Annotated in this window: 17 protein-coding genes and 3 pseudogenes; 8 read left to right on the top strand and 12 right to left on the bottom strand. The window is 59.0% G+C overall.

Annotated elements, in window-relative coordinates:
• Nucleotides 1-2 precede the first annotated feature (2 nt).
• On the top strand, nt 3-440 hold the full coding sequence (locus P6U16_RS23260) for an RpiB/LacA/LacB family sugar-phosphate isomerase (RefSeq protein WP_277704657.1): 438 nt from the start codon (nt 3-5) through the stop codon (nt 438-440).
• Nucleotides 441-532: 92 nt separating this feature from the next.
• On the opposite strand, the gene P6U16_RS23255 is transcribed toward P6U16_RS23260, so the two are convergent.
• The 8 genes and pseudogenes from P6U16_RS23255 to P6U16_RS23220 form a co-directional block, all read right to left on the bottom strand.
• On the bottom strand, nt 533-2038 hold the full coding sequence (locus tag P6U16_RS23255) for a tripartite tricarboxylate transporter permease (RefSeq protein ID WP_277704656.1): 1506 nt from the start codon (nt 2036-2038) through the stop codon (nt 533-535).
• Nucleotides 2039-2048: 10 nt separating this feature from the next.
• A complete protein-coding gene (locus P6U16_RS23250; protein ID WP_277704655.1) occupies nt 2049-2510 on the bottom strand; it encodes a tripartite tricarboxylate transporter TctB family protein in 462 nt (153 codons plus the stop codon).
• Between the two features lie 128 nt (nt 2511-2638).
• Nucleotides 2639-3622 (bottom strand): tripartite tricarboxylate transporter substrate-binding protein, encoded by a 984-nt coding sequence (locus tag P6U16_RS23245; RefSeq protein ID WP_277704654.1) that lies wholly within the window; start codon nt 3620-3622, stop codon nt 2639-2641.
• A gap of 220 nt (nt 3623-3842) precedes the next feature.
• Nucleotides 3843-5222, bottom strand: a complete 1380-nt coding sequence (locus P6U16_RS23240) for a sigma-54 dependent transcriptional regulator (protein WP_277704653.1) — start codon at nt 5220-5222, stop codon at nt 3843-3845.
• Nucleotides 5219-7041: pseudogene (locus P6U16_RS23235) on the bottom strand (sensor histidine kinase). Before P6U16_RS23235 ends, P6U16_RS23240 begins: the two are co-directional and overlap by 4 nt.
• Before the next feature lie 130 nt (nt 7042-7171).
• A complete protein-coding gene (locus P6U16_RS23230) occupies nt 7172-7552 on the bottom strand; it encodes a DUF6481 family protein (RefSeq protein WP_277704652.1) in 381 nt (126 codons plus the stop codon).
• A gap of 167 nt (nt 7553-7719) precedes the next feature.
• Entirely contained in the window at nt 7720-7929 is a 210-nt protein-coding gene (locus P6U16_RS23225) for a hypothetical protein (protein WP_277704874.1), read from the bottom strand.
• Between the two features lie 225 nt (nt 7930-8154).
• A complete protein-coding gene (locus P6U16_RS23220) occupies nt 8155-8379 on the bottom strand; it encodes a cold-shock protein (RefSeq protein WP_083531264.1) in 225 nt (74 codons plus the stop codon).
• Between the two features lie 361 nt (nt 8380-8740).
• Here P6U16_RS23220 and P6U16_RS23215 point away from each other — a divergent pair, with 361 nt between their 5' ends.
• The 3 genes and pseudogenes from P6U16_RS23215 (at nt 8741) to P6U16_RS23205 (ending at nt 10687) form a co-directional block, all read left to right on the top strand.
• Nucleotides 8741-9667, top strand: coding sequence for a VOC family protein (locus P6U16_RS23215; protein WP_277704651.1), 927 nt, complete (start codon nt 8741-8743; stop codon nt 9665-9667).
• A gap of 12 nt (nt 9668-9679) precedes the next feature.
• Nucleotides 9680-10290: pseudogene (locus P6U16_RS23210) on the top strand (alpha/beta hydrolase).
• Between the two features lie 151 nt (nt 10291-10441).
• A complete protein-coding gene (locus P6U16_RS23205) occupies nt 10442-10687 on the top strand; it encodes a hypothetical protein (protein WP_277704650.1) in 246 nt (81 codons plus the stop codon).
• Nucleotides 10688-11397: 710 nt separating this feature from the next.
• Here the strand turns inward: P6U16_RS23205 and P6U16_RS23200 are convergent.
• Nucleotides 11398-11649: a transposase gene (locus tag P6U16_RS23200; protein WP_277704649.1), complete on the bottom strand. Its 252-nt coding sequence runs from the start codon at nt 11647-11649 to the stop codon at nt 11398-11400.
• 478 nt (nt 11650-12127) lie between these two features.
• On the opposite strand from P6U16_RS23200, the gene P6U16_RS23195 reads away from it, so the two are divergent.
• Together P6U16_RS23195 and P6U16_RS23190 are read left to right on the top strand one after the other, a co-directional pair.
• Nucleotides 12128-12406, top strand: a complete 279-nt coding sequence (locus tag P6U16_RS23195; protein WP_221127449.1) for a type II toxin-antitoxin system Phd/YefM family antitoxin — start codon at nt 12128-12130, stop codon at nt 12404-12406.
• Nucleotides 12393-12824 carry a plasmid maintenance toxin (PemK-like) gene (locus P6U16_RS23190; protein WP_277704648.1) on the top strand — a complete coding sequence of 144 codons (432 nt, stop codon included), beginning with the start codon at nt 12393-12395 and terminating at the stop codon, nt 12822-12824. Before P6U16_RS23195 ends, P6U16_RS23190 begins: the two co-directional genes overlap by 14 nt.
• A 211-nt stretch (nt 12825-13035) precedes the next feature.
• Here the strand turns inward: P6U16_RS23190 and P6U16_RS23185 are convergent, their stop codons facing one another.
• The gene (locus P6U16_RS23185; protein WP_277704873.1) at nt 13036-13962 is read right to left on the bottom strand and encodes a LysR family transcriptional regulator; all 927 of its coding nucleotides are present in this window, start codon (nt 13960-13962) and stop codon (nt 13036-13038) included.
• A gap of 123 nt (nt 13963-14085) precedes the next feature.
• On the opposite strand from P6U16_RS23185, the gene P6U16_RS23180 reads away from it, so the two are divergent.
• Both P6U16_RS23180 and P6U16_RS23175 read left to right on the top strand, forming a co-directional pair.
• Nucleotides 14086-14442, top strand: a complete 357-nt coding sequence (locus tag P6U16_RS23180; RefSeq protein ID WP_277704647.1) for an antibiotic biosynthesis monooxygenase — start codon at nt 14086-14088, stop codon at nt 14440-14442.
• Between the two features lie 5 nt (nt 14443-14447).
• Nucleotides 14448-14675, top strand: a pseudogene (locus tag P6U16_RS23175) (MFS transporter); the annotation flags it as partial.
• A 309-nt stretch (nt 14676-14984) separates the two neighbouring features.
• On the opposite strand, the gene P6U16_RS23170 reads toward P6U16_RS23175, so the two are convergent.
• Together P6U16_RS23170 and P6U16_RS23165 are read right to left on the bottom strand one after the other, a co-directional pair.
• A complete protein-coding gene (locus tag P6U16_RS23170; protein WP_277704646.1) occupies nt 14985-15806 on the bottom strand; it encodes a hypothetical protein in 822 nt (273 codons plus the stop codon).
• Between the two features lie 346 nt (nt 15807-16152).
• On the bottom strand, nt 16153-16359 hold the full coding sequence (locus P6U16_RS23165) for a hypothetical protein (RefSeq protein ID WP_277704645.1): 207 nt from the start codon (nt 16357-16359) through the stop codon (nt 16153-16155).
• Between the last annotated feature and the right edge of the window lie 2 nt (nt 16360-16361).

Here is a 16361-nt window from a genome sequence, read left to right as displayed (position 1 = left end):
TCATGAAGATCGCAATCGGCGCAGACAGCGCGGGCAAACCGCTCCTCGATATCATCGAGGCTCATCTCGCGACAAAACCGGGGATCGAAGTTTCCAATCTCAGCCAGTCGGGTTTCTACGCCGATCTGTCCAGGGGACTGGCAGAGACGATCGTCTCGGGCGAAAACGAGCGCGGCATCCTGATCTGCGGTACAGGCATCGGCGTTTCCATATCCGCCAACAAGGTGCCCGGCATCCGCGCGGCACTGACGCATGACACCTATTCGGCCGAGCGCGCCGCCAAATCCAACAATGCCCAGATCATCACCATGGGTGCGCGTGTGATCGGTTCGGAACTGGCCAAGGCAATCGTCGACAAATGGCTGGAATCGGAATTTGATCCAAACGGTTCGTCGGCCGGCAATGTCGAGGCCATCAATCGGTTGGATAGCGCCAAGTAGTATCAGACTGTTGCAATGACTGCTTTTCATAAGAACGCCCGGCACTTTCGCCGGGCGTTTGTCGTTTCAGCCGGTGCAGACGAGGTCTGGCTTCAATCCTCTTCTGTGAACACGGCCTCGCGCTTTTTCTTGACGCTCGGCAGGAAGACGACGATGAGGACGACGGCTGCGAGGAATAGGAGACCGGCGCTGATCGGCCGTGTCACGAAGGTTGACGGATCGCCGCGCGATAGGATCATCGCCCGCCGCAGATTTTCCTCCAATAGCGGCCCGAGCACGAAACCGAGCAGGAGCGGCGCCGGCTCGCAGCGCAGCTTCACCAGCGTATAGCCGATGAGGCCGAAGAAGGCGACGGCATAGAGGTCGTACACATTGGAGTTGACGCTGTAGACCCCGATCGAGCAGAAGGCCATGATGATCGGGAAAAGCACGTAATAGGGGATGGTCAAGAGCTTTACCCAGAGCCCGATCAGCGGCAGGTTGAGCACGACAAGCATCAGATTGCCGATCCACATCGAGGCGATGATGCCCCAGAACAAGGCCGGCTGTTCCACCGCCACATTGGGACCGGGCACGATGCCCTTGATGATCATCGCTCCGATCATCAGTGCCATGACGGGATTGGCGGGAATGCCCAGCGTCAGAAGCGGGATAAACGAGGTCTGGGCGCCGGCATTGTTGGCGGATTCCGGACCGGCGACCCCCGCGATGGCGCCATGGCCGAATTCTTCCGGTGTTTTGGATAGACGCTTTTCGATGGTGTAGGAGGCAAAGGCCGCCAGGATTGCGCCGCCGCCGGGCAGGATGCCAAGCACCGAACCGATGCCCGTGCCACGAATGACCGGCCACATCATCTCCTTGAAATCCTGTCGTGTCGGCATCAGGCCGCTGACCTTGGCCATCAGCACGGTCCGGGTCTTTTCGCCTTCTAGGTTGCGCAGGATTTCAGCGACGCCGAAGACGCCGACAGCGACGGCCACGAAGTTCAGCCCGTCGGCATATTCGCGAATACCCAGCGTAAAGCGCGGCGTGCCGGTATAGATATCAGTCCCGACAAGCCCGAGCAGCAGGCCGAGCGCCAGCATGGCCAACGCCTTGATGATCGAGCCGTGGGCCAGCGCGACTGAGGCCACGAGACCGACGATCATCAACGAGAAATACTCCGCCGCACCAAATTTGAGCGCAATAGTGGTCAGGGGCAGAGCGAAGATGGCGACGAGGAAGGTCGAGACCGTGCCGGCAAAGAACGAGCCGAGCGCCGCGATGGCGAGCGCTGCCCCCGCACGACCCTTTCGGGCCATCTGGTAGCCGTCGATCGCGGTCACAGCGGACGAGGATTCACCCGGCATGTTGATCAGAATGGCCGTGGTCGAGCCGCCATACTGCGCGCCGTAGTAGATACCGGCCAGCATGATCAGCGAGGAGACGGGCTCGAGTTGAAAGGTGATCGGCAGGAGCATGGCGATCGTCGCCGTGGCGCCGATGCCGGGAAGCACGCCGATCAACGTACCGAGCAACACGCCGATCAGGCAGAAAAGCAGGTTTTCGAGACTGCCGGCGGTTGCGAAGCCGAGTGCGAGATTGTCATAGAGTTCCATATCTGTCTTCCTAGAATCGCAGCCAGGGGCCGAAGCGCTGGAAGGGCAGGCCCAGCGCATAGCTGAACACGGCGACCGAAAAGACGGTGATGCCGAACGAAAGGGCCACCGCTATCAGCGGGCGCATTTTCTGCGAGGCGAAGCAGGCAATGAGCGCAGTGAAGAACAGTGCGACAACGAAACCCAGCCCGCGTACGGTGAGGCCGAAGAAGATCGGCGCCGGCAGGATGAACAGTACGCCCCGCCAGGCGATAGGCCCGATCGGCTCGCCTTCGATCTGTGTCGATTGAACCAGGATGACGACGCCCAGCAAAGTCAAGACGACAGCCAGCGCAAGCGGGAAATATCCCGGCCCCATGCGAAACGTCGTGCCGAGGTCGAGATTGAAGGATTGGTAGGCGAAAAACAGCCCGAGCGCGACAAAGATCGCACCGCAGGCTGCGTTCGTGGAATCGAAGGAAACGGATTTCATGATACCCCCAAAGGTCTGCCCGCGCATTGCCCACATCCGCAAAGGGACAGGGCGGCAAGCGCAGAACGCGTGCAAGCTCCAACGAACGCCGCCGACGGGTGTCGGCGGCATCGATCGATTGCACATACTTAGTCGGCGTACTGGCCGGCGGCCTCGATAACCGGTTTCCACCGGCCGATTTCGCTTTCGAGCTTGGCTTTCAGCGCTGCCGGTGTCGCATCGGCTTCAGAGGAGGGAACGGTGCCCAGTTCGGCGAAACGTGCGACGATGTTCGGGTCCTTGAGAGCGCCCTGCAGCGACTTGGACAGGCGCTCGGTCACTTCGGCAGGCGTGCCCTTCGGGGCGTAGATGCCGTGCCAGATACCGACCTGGAAGTCCGCCAGTCCGCTTTCCATGGCAGTCGGTACATCCGGCAGAACCGGCAGCTTGGTGGCCGAGGTTACGGCATAGGCCTTGATGGTGCCGCCGAGGATCTGCTTCGTCGTGTTTGTCGTCTGGTCGCACATGATATCGACCTGGGCACCGAGCAGGTCAGTCATCGCCGGGCCGGTGCCCTTATACGGAACGGTGACCAGCGGTGTTTCGATCGCACTCATGAACATCATGCCACAAAGATGCGAGGCCGCACCAATGCCGGCATTGGCAACCGTGACCTTATCCTTGTTGGCCTTGACGTAGTCGATCAGACCCTTGAGGTCGGTCGGTTCGAAGTCCTTGCGGGCAACGATGGTCATCGGCACGTCGGTGACGAGGCCGACATATTCGAAGGCGTTCAGCGTATCATAGGCGAGCTTGCGATAGAGCGTGGCGCTGGTCGCCATACCGATATGATGAAGCAGCACGGTGTATCCGTCTGCTTCAGCGCCGGCAACACGGCCGGCACCCAGCGTGCCGCCTGCGCCGCCAACATTTTCGACGACGATCTGCTGGCCGAGATCCTTCGACATGGATTCGGCGACGAGACGGGCCACTGTGTCGGTGGGGCCACCGGCGGCGAAGGGGACGACCATGGTGATGGTGCGATCCGGATAGGTCTGCGCCGACGCTGTCGTGGAGAATAGGGAAATTGCGGCAAGTGCTGTCATGCCAAGCATGGCGTTCAGGATTTTCATCGAAGTCCTCCCGGATGAAGATGGGCCAGCCAGCGCGGCTCCTCCCGCACTGATCGTGGATGACGCATTTGCGCGGTTGTGATTCACCCGTGCAATCGTTCCGGGCCCGGAAGTTATGATTTCCTTAAAGCGTGCGCTGCACCATGGGTGGATACAGAAACAATGCCCTGAACTGATGGGTGGAAATCCACCCATAATCGCTGAACACGAAGACAGATGCTCATCCGCGGCGGCTGTCCTCAATATCGTCCAAGGCTTCGCCGGAGGCAATTTTCCGGTCCAGCCCGTATTTCTGCATCTTCTCGTAAAGCGTCTTGCGGGAAATCGACAGGGATTCGTAGACGGGACGCAGGCTGCCCCCATGGGCATTCAGCATACTTTCGATCACGCTTTTCTCGAAAGCGGCCACCTTGTCAGCCAGGCGCGGTGTTTCCCGTTCGACGCCGTCCGCTCCGTCGCCCGGCCTGAGGTCAAGACCGAGAACCAGCCGATCAGCGGCATTGCGCAATTCGCGCACATTGCCCGGCCAATCGCGCTGCGCGATCTGAGACGTCAGACCCGGCGGAACGACGATATCGTCGCGTCCATAACGGGCGGATGCCTCCCGTACCAGTTGGAGGAACAGCAGCGGAATATCGGCGCGCCGTTGGGCAAGCGATGGAACGTGGAGCGTGGCGACGTTCAGCCGATAGAAAAGATCAGCCCGGAACCGGCCGGCCGCGACTTCGGCTCCGAGATCGACTTTGCTGGTAGCCAAAAAGCGCACGTCAAGTTCGACGGTTTCGTTTGATCCCAGTCGGGTAATGACCCGTTCCTGCAGCACCCGCAGGAACTTCGCCTGAAGGTCCACCGGCATCGAACCAATTTCATCAAGCAGGATCGTGCCTCCACGGCCATGCTCGAACTTGCCGTAGCGGGAGCGAATGGCACCTGGGAAAGCGCCCGCCTCGTGGCCGAACAGTTCGCTCTCAATCAGCGTTTCCGGAAGGGCCGCGCAATTGATGGCGATGAAAGGTCGGTTGGCGCGGGCGCTGATATCGTGCACGGCGCGGGCAACCACCTCCTTGCCGGCACCTGTCTCACCGATGATCAACGTATCGGCGTCGGTCGCGCCTATGGCTCGCAGGCGATAGCGCAGATCGACCATGATCTGCGTTCGGCCAGGCAGGCGAGCTTCGATATCATCACGCTTGCCAGCAACGGCGCGCAGGCGGCGATTTTCGAGAACGAGATTGCGCCGGTCCATCGCGCGTCGCACGATCCCGGCGAGATGTTGGGCGGTGAACGGTTTTTCGAGGAAGTCATAGGCCCCCTCGCGCATCGCTTTGACCGCCAGCTGGACGTCGCCGTGGCCTGTGACCAAAATGACAGGCACTTCCGCATCGATCTCACGGATTTTCTCCAGAAGCGTCATTCCGTCCATCCCCGGCATGCGGATGTCACTGACAACGACGCCGGAAAAGCTGTAACCGATCAGTTCCAGCACCTGGTCTCCACTTGCAAAGGTATCGACTTCGAAACCGGAGAGTTCCAGTGCCTGCGCAGTTGAACGGCGCAGCTCTTCCTCATCATCGACAAGCAGGATACGCGGCTCGCTCATTCCGCGGCCTCGCGCGCAGGCGCGACCGCGTCAAGATCGATGCGAAATACGGCACCACCGTCTGGATGATTGGTCACGGAAAGACTGCCGTCGAAGTCCTTGATGATATTGTAGGAAATCGATAGCCCGAGACCAAGGCCCTTGCCGACGCCCTTGGTGGTGAAGAAGGGATCGAAGATGCGCTCGGTTATCGATGGTGAAACCCCGGGCCATGATCACGGACAATGATCGCCACCCTGTCGCCTTCCCGCCGGGCCCAGACGAGGATACGCCGGTCGGGCAGCCCCTCGATCGCGTCAGCCGCATTGGAAATGACATTGACCAGAACCTGCTGCAATCGCACGGGGCCTGCCCGCACGATCGGCGGCGTCTCGCCAAGATCAAGTTCCAGATGGGCATCGGCGGCAGCAAGTCGCGCGGCAACAATTTCTGCGGTATCGCGGATGGCTTCGTCGAGTGGCACGGCCGCGAGTTCTTCATTCGGCTTGCGTGCGAAATTGCGCAGGTGGCGGCTGATCGATGCCATGCGGTCGATCAGCGCCGAGATCCGCCGGATGTTGTCGCGCGCCTCGTCGGTGCGGTTGCGGTCGATCAGGACCGCAGCACTGTCCGCATAGGTTTTGGCAGCGGCCAAAGGCTGATTGAGTTCGTGCGACAAGGCGGCCGACATCTGACCGAGGCCCGCCAGCTTGCCGGCCTGGATGAGATCGGCCTGGGTCTGCCGCAACTGCTGTTCCGTCAAACGCTTTTCGGCGATCTCTTCTTCAATGCGCCGGTTGACACGAGCGAGATCGGCGGTGCGCTCCTCGACGCGGTGCTCCAGTTCGTTCTGTGCCTCCATTTGCATCTGCATGCGCTCGGCAAGTCGGGCCCGCCGCTGGACGAGAATGGCAACGGCAAGACCGGCCAGGCAAAGCAGTAGGATGCCGGCAGCGACAATCGTCCGAGCCTGTGTCCGCACCGAACTCGTGTCGAGCAGAACGTTCACTGTCCAGTCCGCCTGCGGCACATATTGCGACAGGACGAGATATTCCCGCCTCTCGCCCCCTTGCGTGACGGTCATCAATTCATGGTCACCGGAGGTACTGCGCTCGATCGGCAATGCCGTTAAACTGGCGTCGGAATATCGGCGCGACGCCTCGGTGCGTGCCCGCCGCTCAGGCGTCAAAGGCAGGATGCCCGAATAGAGCCATTCAGCGCTGCCGGTCATGAAGATAATGCCTTCGGGATCAGACACAAAAATCTTGTATTCGCCGCCGCGCCAGGAGGCCTCTATCGAGTCAATATCCACCTTGAAGACGATGACGCCCCTGATCTCCGATCCGACACGAATCGGTGAAGCGAAATAATAGCCTCGTTTCGAGGACGTCGTGCCGAGCGCATAGAAGCGTGATTGCATACCCTTGGCTGCTTCCTGGAAATAGGGCCGGTAGCTGAAATTCTGGCCGACAAAGCTTGCGGCTCCGTCAAAATTGCTCGCTGCAATCGTATTGCCATCCAGTGTCATCACGTAGATATCGGAAGAGCCCAGCAGCGTATTGATCGACTTCAGGTAGACATTGGCCTCGTTACGCAAACGTTGATCCGCCGGTTGGCTGATCAGGGTCTCGATGCCCTCGTGATCCGAGATCAGGGCAGGAAGCGGTTCATAGCGGCTGAGATGGCCGCCCAGTGCCGAAACGGCGAGCCGGAGCGTTGTTCCCGCCTGAAGCGATGCCTCATCCATAAAGCTGCGCGTCGCCAGAACGCCGCCCTGATAGGCGAAAACGATCACAACGATTGGCAAAACGCAGAGCGCCAAGAGAAACCGGTTCCTCACGAGATGCGCGGGCTCCTTCCCCGAATGTTCTTGGTCCTAATCTAGAGTAGAACGGCGAGCCGGGGAACCGCAAAGCGTCATAACGCAAAACACCCGCCGAAGCGGGTGTTCTGAACAGTGTGACGACGGGTTAGCGCTGGCGTGCCTTGCGGGCGGCATAACGCCTGTCGCGTTCAGCCTTGCGCTCTGCTTCGTCGGCAATGACGCGGGAAATGCGATCCCGGTCAGCGGTTTCGCGGGCTTCGGCGTCTGCACGCGCCTCGGCATCAGCCGCTGCGGTGCGAGCTGCGGCTTCGGCAAGTTGACGCTCGTTTTCCTGCTGCTTCAAAAGCTCGCGTTCAGCACGGCGCGCTTCGCGGGCAGCCGCGATGGCTTCGCGCTCCAGGCGCTTTGCGACCATTTCCGGATCATCCGGCTTTGGTGCTGTCGCAAATTTTTTCAACAATTGCTTTTTGGCTTCGTCCGCTGCTTTGCGTCTATCGGCAAAGCCATTTTCGTTCGGGTGTCTCAAACCTAGGTCGTCCTTGTCGGTATCGGGGTCGGTATCAGGTCGTTCGGTGACGCTTGTTCCCGGGGGCCGCCATGCGGAATCCGGCCGGAATAGAGCTATTATACACAGATCAGAAGCAATTCGGCCAGCGTTGCCGATCATTTTCACAGACTGTGTCTATCAGGAGCTTACTTGCGTTTTGTCGGCTTGCTTGTGACAGGCACGGCATTGGCCTCTCTTTCGAGGCGAAGTTCACGCAGTCTCAAAGTCTTTGCATCGCGCTCAAGCGTTACAGCATCGATTTCGGAAATTGTACGGCTGCGGGCCATGAATTGCGTCTGCGTCTTGCTGAAAGCCGATTCAGCCTGATCGCGTGTCTTGGTGGAATTCTCGGTCAATCTCGTATCCTGGATCAGGGGCATGTCATGTCCAGGTCCGATGAACTCTAGAAACGCATGCGAAACATTCTTTGGGAGACGGGCACCGCGTCCATTCGACGGGTGCGCTCCTTACGGCCGGGAACGACCGTGAAAAAAGGCCAGGCAATTTGCCTGACCTCCGTTTGGAAAATGTCTCATCGACAGTGCCAGTACATCCGTGGTCACCGGAGAGACAAATTCCGATTAGGCAGCCTGAAGCTTGCCAGCAGACATCTTGCCCGACTTGTTGTCGCGCTCCATCTCGAAGCCAAGCTTCTGGCCTTCGACGATTTCGCGCATGCCAGCGCGTTCGACAGCAGAGATGTGAACGAAAACGTCGGCGCCGCCGTCGTCAGGCTGAATGAAGCCGAAGCCCTTGGTGGCGTTGAACCATTTAACTGTGCCAGTGGTCATAACGAACCCTTTCATAGCAATAAAATTACCGCCGTGCGACGCACGGTGGGTGGTATCTCGATTTTTGAACGGGGAAGTTCGTCAGAGGCGCAAAGCGCTGGCAAAAACAAATATCAGTCAAACAACTATCGATGACGCAGAAATAGACCTTCTCTGGCTTCCTGTCAACTTTTAGTTTTTCATGGCCCTCTGAATCGACTTTTGGTCGTGTCGGTTTACCGCGAAAAATCGGCGGTTGACTGAACGACATGGCTGTTTCGTTCAACTTTGATGGACAGTCCGTTTTGCAAGCATGATCTATCGAAAACGCCACAGCAGGTTCATCTAAGCTCCATCGATAACAGCCCGCGCCAAGCGGGCACGAAAGGTCAAAAACATGCTCACCCAGATCAAGGGGCTGCACCACGTCACCTCGATGGCGGCTGATGCCCGCACCAACAACCGTTTCTTTACGGATACGCTCGGCCTGCGGCGCGTCAAGAAGACAGTCAATTTCGACGCACCTGATGTTTACCACCTCTATTATGGCGACGAGACCGGGGCGCCGGGCTCGGTCATGACCTACTTTCCGTTCCCGAATATCGGCCGCGGCCGTCCAGGCACCGGCGAAGTCGGCACGACGGTCTTTTCGGTTCCGGAAAGCGCACTCGGCTACTGGTCCGACCGGCTTTCCACGCGGGGTGTCACGGGGCTGAAGGCTGACACCACATTTGGGGAAAGCCGGCTGAATTTTGCCGGTCCTGATGGTGATGGTTTCGCACTCGTGGGCGTCAAGGACGATCCCCGCGCGCCCTGGACCGGCAACGGCGTCGATGCCGACCATGCGATCCGTGGCTTCCATTCAGTCGCCATGCGATTGCGCGATGAAGGGGCAACACGCGAGCTTCTGGCCTTCATGGGCTATGAAATAATGGAGATCCGCGACGGCACCACCCGTCTTCTCGTTCCGGGGAATGCTGGTGTGATCGATCTCGAAACCATGCCGAATATCGCCCGCGGCCAGCAGGGTGCAGGCTCGGTACATCACGTCGCCTTCGCCGTAGAAAATCGCGAAAAGCAACTCGAAGTGCGCAGGGCGCTCATGGATACGGGTTATCAGGTGACGCCAGTGATCGACCGCGATTATTTCTGGGCGATCTACTTCCGCACGCCGGGCGGCGTGTTGTTCGAAATTGCCACCAACGAGCCTGGTTTCGACCGCGACGAAGACACCGCACATCTCGGCGAGGCCCTGAAACTGCCGCAGCAGCACAAGCATCTGCGGCCGATCCTCGAACAGAACCTGCAGAAGCTGGATGGCTGAGGGAGCACGACAATGACCAATAACACTATCGACAAGGGATATGTGCATCGATTGAAGGCCGGTGCGCCGACCCGCCCGATCTTCTTCGTGTTTCACGGAACGGGCGGCGACGAGCGGCAGTTCTTCGATTTCGCCGGCGACCTGTTGCCTGACGCGACGATCGTCTCGCCGCGGGGCGATGTTTCCGAACATGGAGCGGCGCGTTTCTTCCGCCGCACTGGGGAGGGGTTTACGATATGGCCGATCTCGCCCGGGCGACGGACAAGATGGCAGGCTTCGTCGAGGCGCTCGCGTCGGCACACAAGGCTTCCGAGATAATCGGTCTAGGCTTTTCGAACGGCGCCAACATCCTCGCCAATCTACTGATCGAGAAAGGGCTGTTCGACAAGGCCATGCTGCTGCATCCGCTCATTCCTTTTCGACCGAAGGGCAATCCGGCGCTTGCCGGCCGGAAAATCCTGATCACCGCCGGCCAGCGCGACCCGATCTGCCCGGCGCCGCTGACGCAGAGCCTGGCCGACTATTTCACGGCACAGAAGGCAAACGTCGATCTCGAATGGCACAGCGGCGGACACGACATCCGCCCGACTGAAGTCGAGGCGATAAAACGTTTCATTGCTTAAACCGCTAAGAGAGCGGGGGCGGCCGCTCTCTCAGCTCCTGGATAAAATGCAGCCTGTTCCATGGGAAACAGCGCGGTTGTGAAGCACATGGCATTGTCGGGTCACTGGATGAGACGAACTCATCCGCAACCCGGATCAAAGGATAAACACCATGCGCAAGTTCATCATCTCCGCCATCGTCGCCGCTGTCGCCGCCGTCTCGTTCGCCGCCCCTTCGCAAGCTGGTGGTTATGGCTACAAGTCCTACGGCTACTCCAAGAGCTACGGCCACAAGTCCTACGGCTACAAGCAGAGCTACGGTCACAAGCAGTACGGCTACAAGAGCCATGGCTACGGCCACAAGAAGCACTACTTCGTCAAGAAGAGCTACAACAGCTATAACAGCTACGGCTACTGAGCCGCCGACCACAACCAGCTCCCCGAACCCGGTCGTCCTGCGGCCGGGTTTCGCTTGTTCTATGATTTCTCGCATCGGTGGGGCGGGAACTCCCGCGTCAATATCCCTGCGCTGCGCCCGGGCCGCACGGCTGTCTACGCGCCGCAATAGCGGGCACCACCGCCCTTTTCGATCTCTGCCGGCTCTTGCCACCAGTGAGGATGCCCGCCACTTGACCCAGATCGGCCATTTCATTTCGACTTCGTGTCCCATCTCCACAGCACCTGGTCGCCGCCGAACTACCCTTGGCAAATTGATGGTCTGTATGGGTCTGTCGCGCATCGTCGGCCTGGACATCAATGGCGCTCGCAGGAGCGCACCCCTGGATTCGGGTATTCTCAGCCGGCATGGTGTTCCTGACCTTCGGTGGCATTGTTTACCGCTTCGCTTCGCCTTGCTGGAATAGCCCTTGTCGCCAATCGCAACGCGCGGTGTGATGTCCGGCCCGATGTCGAGCAGGGTCTGGAAATGGGTGCATCTGATGCTTCGCCGCCGGTCAGGTCGAAGGCGATGATGTCCCCGGAACGATCCGATTTGGCGTGGATTTTGGTTGTGAAACCGCCGCGTGAGCGTCCGAGCGCCTGACCTTTTTGCCCCTTTTGCGCCGGCCGCCGAGACATGCGCGCGAACGATGGTCGAATCGAACATCTGGATCAGGTGCGCCGATGCGCTCATGGAGGCCAAGGTTTCAAAAAGGCCTCGAACACGCCGGCCTTGCTCAGCCGGTCGAAGCGCTTCCAGACCGAGTTCCAATGGCCGAAACGCTCCGGCAACGCACGCCAGCGCACATTCTCAACCGCGAAGAAATGAAGGGCTTCCAGGAACAGGCGATCATCAGCAGCCTTGCGCCCGCGCCGGGGAAGGCAAGCCCGAAACACGGCCAGTGTGTGCGCCCAATCTTCTTCGTCCATCCGCGTCGACATCGATCCCTACCTCCGATTCGGTCGGAACCCTATGAATCACAACAGATTCGCCAAGAAAACCCCAAATTATACCACTCGCAATTCGTCCACACAGCCTAGTCGACTAGCCGTATATCTGTGTCCTTTTAAGTTCAGGGCTACCTCTAAATGCTTGCAGACGTCCATCCCACGACGCAAAGGTGCGGGGGTGGTTCAGGTCGCGCCGCATTCACGCGGATATGTTAAGCACGAATTGCAACGTGCCGGGCGCAAAAAGTCGCATGACGCATTTCGTCAAAGGCAAATTTGGCATGACGGTAACCAGAAAGACTCGGAACTTGACTGCTGGGCTCGAGGGAACGAAATCATGCCGTAGACTCGACGCGTGTCGATGGCTTTGTCGGAAAGCGGATTACTGGTCATGGATCTTCCGTGTCTTTGGTCGTGGACTTGAATAAAGTCCGGAAATCCCGTACTTTACGGAAAACAGGAGGCGGTGATGACATCGACCGTAACGGCAGCTGCCGTATCCAAGAACTTTGGCGCCTATCAGGACGCCGCCGTGCGTGAGCCGGTGATCATTACCAAGAACGGCCGGCCGCGGACGGTCTTGATCGCCTACGAAGACTATCTGCGCCTGGCCCGCCGCGACCGACGCGTCGAGGTCACAGCGATGCTCGGCGACGACGATCTGGCAGTGGTCGAGGCGTCGGACATGGAGCCGGGTTTCGATCATCTGGATAGCGAACTGGTGACGGGAAAGAATGCTGCCAGCTGAACCAAAAGTCGGCTGGATCTTTCGCTATTCCTACCTCTGGCACTGGCAGCATCTGGAAGGCCGTGAAGAAGGCGACAAGGATCGCCCGGTTCTTGTGCTGGCGCTGGTTGCGGCGCTTGAGGACGGAACGCCCATTGTGCGCGTGCTGCCGGTAACGCACACGCCACCCTCTGATCCTGCTGATGCTATCGAAATCCCGGCAGCCACCAAACGGCGGCTCGGCCTTGACGACGAGCGCTCCTGGATCGTGCTGACGGAAAGCAATCGCTTTGTCTGGCCCGGGCCCGATGTTCGGCCGATCGACAGCGAGAACGGCTATCACGGGCCTTTGCCGCCGGCGCTGTTCGATCAGGTGAAGCGCCGTTTTGTCGAATTGGCGAAAAGCCGGCGCCACCAAGCGGCGGTGCGCAGCGAATAGCTCGTCTGCCATTTTCATCGTTTTCGAACGCCATAGGACGCAGCTTCCTGCCTCACGGGCTGTGATTTGCCCCGATTCTACCGTGTCGATCAGCTTGATTAAGCGGAATCAATTTCCTTGGAATGATACAGTTAATTACCTGCCAGGATTATTGGAATCTTTCGGATTGACCGGAATGTGCCAACAGGAAGCGTTGAGGTGGCTGAAAACTCTAGCCAGCGTTCTCTCCATTTGCATGACCTGTAGGCCTCTCTGACGCGAACAGATTATCAGCCATGAAATCCACGAACACGCGAATTTTCGGGGATAGATAACGGCTCGTTGGCCACAGGACGCGGAAGACACCCGTCTCGGCCGTAAAGTCGTCCAGTATCGGGATCAGCTTGCCTTCCCCCAGCTGTTGAGCCACCGCGAAATATGGCAGGCAGGTTATGCCAAAGCCGTTCTCGGCAAGATGAATTAGCGGTTCAAGCGTGCTGGCGATTGTCGTCGTCGGCAGGGCGATGCGCAGGTCCTTGCCGTCTCTTGCCAAGGGCCATGGTTCCAGTTTGCCCGAATTGGCATATCGATGATGCATGCAGCGATGACCCAGCAGGTCTTCAGGGGTCTGGGGCCTGCCCTCGGTTCTCAGATAGTCGGGTGAGGCCACGATCCGGTGTCTGAATGAGCCAAGCTTGCGGCTCATCAGCCGCGTGTCACGCACCTCGCCGGTGCGGACAACGGCATCAAAACCCTCTTCGATCACATCAACGAGACGATCGGTAAAATCCAGATCCAGATTGATTTCGGGGTAAGCTTTCATGAATGCCGATACCGCTGGCATGAGCAGCATCCCGGTCAGCGGGAAGCTCACCCGCAGCAAGCCGCGAGGCTTGCCGTGCGACCTTGAAAGCTGCGCCTGCGCCGAATCCAGTTCGGACAGGATACGGCGACAGCTGTCGAGAAAGAAACTGCCTTCCTCGGTCAGCGTCATGCTGCGCGTCGAGCGGTGGAAGAGGCGCACACCCATCTCCTGCTCGAGACGCGCAATTGCCTTGCCAACGGCCGAACTGGAGAGACCCAACCGTTGTGACGCGGCGACAAAGCTGCCGCCCTCTGCCGTCTGCACGAAGATGCCGAGCGTACCAAGCTTGTCCATAACTGGGCCTATTAAGGAATAAGTTTCCGTACTCATCGGAATACGCGCCTATTTATCGCCTATCGGCCGACCAATATCTAGGGGGCACGGCGAACAAGGCCGATTTCGTGAAAGGAAAAATACATGACTACGCAGTCCCCAGCCGGCTTTGTCGCATTGCCGGAACCGACCACCTTTATCGTCAACGTCATTCACGCCCATCCGGGCAAGCAAGATGAGGCATTTCAGATCATCCAGGACGTCGTCCACTATGTGGCAGAGAGAAAGCCGGGATTTCTCTGGAGCAATCTGGCCAAGAGCACGGACGGGCTGACCGTGGTCAACATCGAAGCGATCCAGGGCGCGGGCAATGTGGACGAGTTCTTCTCGGATCCTGTTTTCGTTGAGAAATTCCGCAGGCTGGACACTGTCTCGACCAGCGAATTCCACACATACAGCGTCGGCGACCTGGTTCTGCCTAAACTCGGAAGGACCGGTTGAAAGCCATGTCCTGTTCGATCCCGGAGAAGCGTCCGGCGAACGCAAGGCCAGGCGACGGCCGATTGCCGATGGCGGCCCTGCTTGCCCTTGCCATGGCTGGCTTTATCACCATTCTGACGGAATCGCTGCCGGCAGGACTTCTGCCGCAGATGAGCGCTGACCTGGCTGTCGCACCCTCCGCCATCGGCCAGCTCGTCACGATATACGCCATCGGTTCGCTTGTTGCGGCCATCCGGCATCGTCGGTATTGGATCTATCCCGTATTCACTGCGGTGGAGCAGCGCATGACGCCGGAGAAAACGATCCGGTTTCACGCTAGCAGTGACGTGCCTTGCTCGCGATCATGCCAGATAGACCGGCGCGCTTGTTGAGGCAACTGATCGTGTTCGGGAAGGTGCTGTGCATCCGGAGGGAGATTAATCGGCGCTGGCGAACCCGCGAAAAGGAGTGCCAATGTCCGCAAACAATGGACGGACCAGTCCAGCCCTCTTGCCCTAATCGGAGCGGGAAATCAGCGCTTGTGGGGTGGGCGTGCTTTCTTTCTATCGATGCTTCATCTTCGACAGGACTAGCCGCTTGAAATGCGCATAGAGCCAGATGGACAGATCCAGCGCTCCATTGATGATTGCCGGAACAATCCGCTGCCCCGATAGGTAAATGTTGCGTTCACTCACGACCCTGTGCACCCTGGACCGGAACGCGCGGCGGTATTTCTCGCGCAGGCCGCGTCGAAGAAGCATATATTTATCATCCATATGCCCCTTGCTGTCATGCCACACATGGAAATCGATGACGTAGGCCGTCCAGCCGAGAATGTCCGCGATGATGCATAGGTCCGCCCCGTACCAATGATAGCCCGACAGATCCCGCGACAGCGCCAGATTTGCCTCGTTCCGGACCACGATGAAATTTTCGTCGAGGCTGACGACACGGCGGGGAAAAGGGCCCCCGATAGACTGGTCGGGGGAATAGGGGTCGGATATCCGGATGCAGCGCCGGCCACTGCCATCCACGCCCGCATTGCCGCACAGCGCCCAGAACCGATCCTGCCCGGACAGCTGGGATAACAGTCGATCCAGGCCTTCGCGCCCGTCGTCAAGGCCGGTGACGTCCTGGTGGCAGAGGACGACATAGCGGCCTCGTACCTTGCGCAGAAAAGAGTTGTAACCAGAAAACGCGTCAGCCTGGTTGCGAACCGTATTGTCGATGTAAAGAAATTCGCAATCGCCCGCATCGAACCCGAGATGCCGAAACGACTTGACCATACTTTCGTACCGGGTGAAATCGGTCACCAGCGTGCAGAACGAGTAAGTGATCAAGTCCGATGCGACCTGCGCACTGGTATAATACCGAAGAGTGTCCATGCAGAACCATTTCGCGCCGGGAGCGGGACCCGCTGTCTGATATCCGGCATTCTTGCACAGCGTCAACAGCTATTTGCAGGCCGGCATACGGCGGCCATTCCAAGCGGGTCGATCCCGTTAGCGTGCCGTTTCAGACCGGCGAAGTTGCGTTTCCTACGCGAAAAAACAATTCAGTCGTCTTTCCCAAAATGGAGATGTGTCCAGTTTCCCGTTCCTGAGGCCTGCAACTATTGCGCCTGCAACGTGATTTTCGTGAACCATCGGCACCCCCTCCGGTTGGGATGCTAGCGGGCCACGTCGCGGCCATCGACAAAACGCACGAGTAAGCGATCAGCGGGACGTCCGCTCAGTTGCGGCGCGAGCTGTTCAGCCGGCCGCTCTGGCTCAAGTCGAGGACGGGGTAGTCCAGCGCTTCTTGCAATTCTACAATTTGGTGAGGGTCGTCAATCAGGCATTTCGAGATGCGAAATCCATGAGATTTTTCCCTTTTGCCGGAGACCCGCGCTGCCAAGCCCAATGTTCCTTTTACCGCCGCCAGCGAAAAAGCCGCCACGC

The sequence above is a fragment of the Rhizobium sp. 32-5/1 genome, from assembly GCF_029537235.1.
Classification (GTDB): domain Bacteria; phylum Pseudomonadota; class Alphaproteobacteria; order Rhizobiales; family Rhizobiaceae; genus Pararhizobium.
This window is presented reverse-complemented; position numbering and strand designations above follow the sequence as displayed.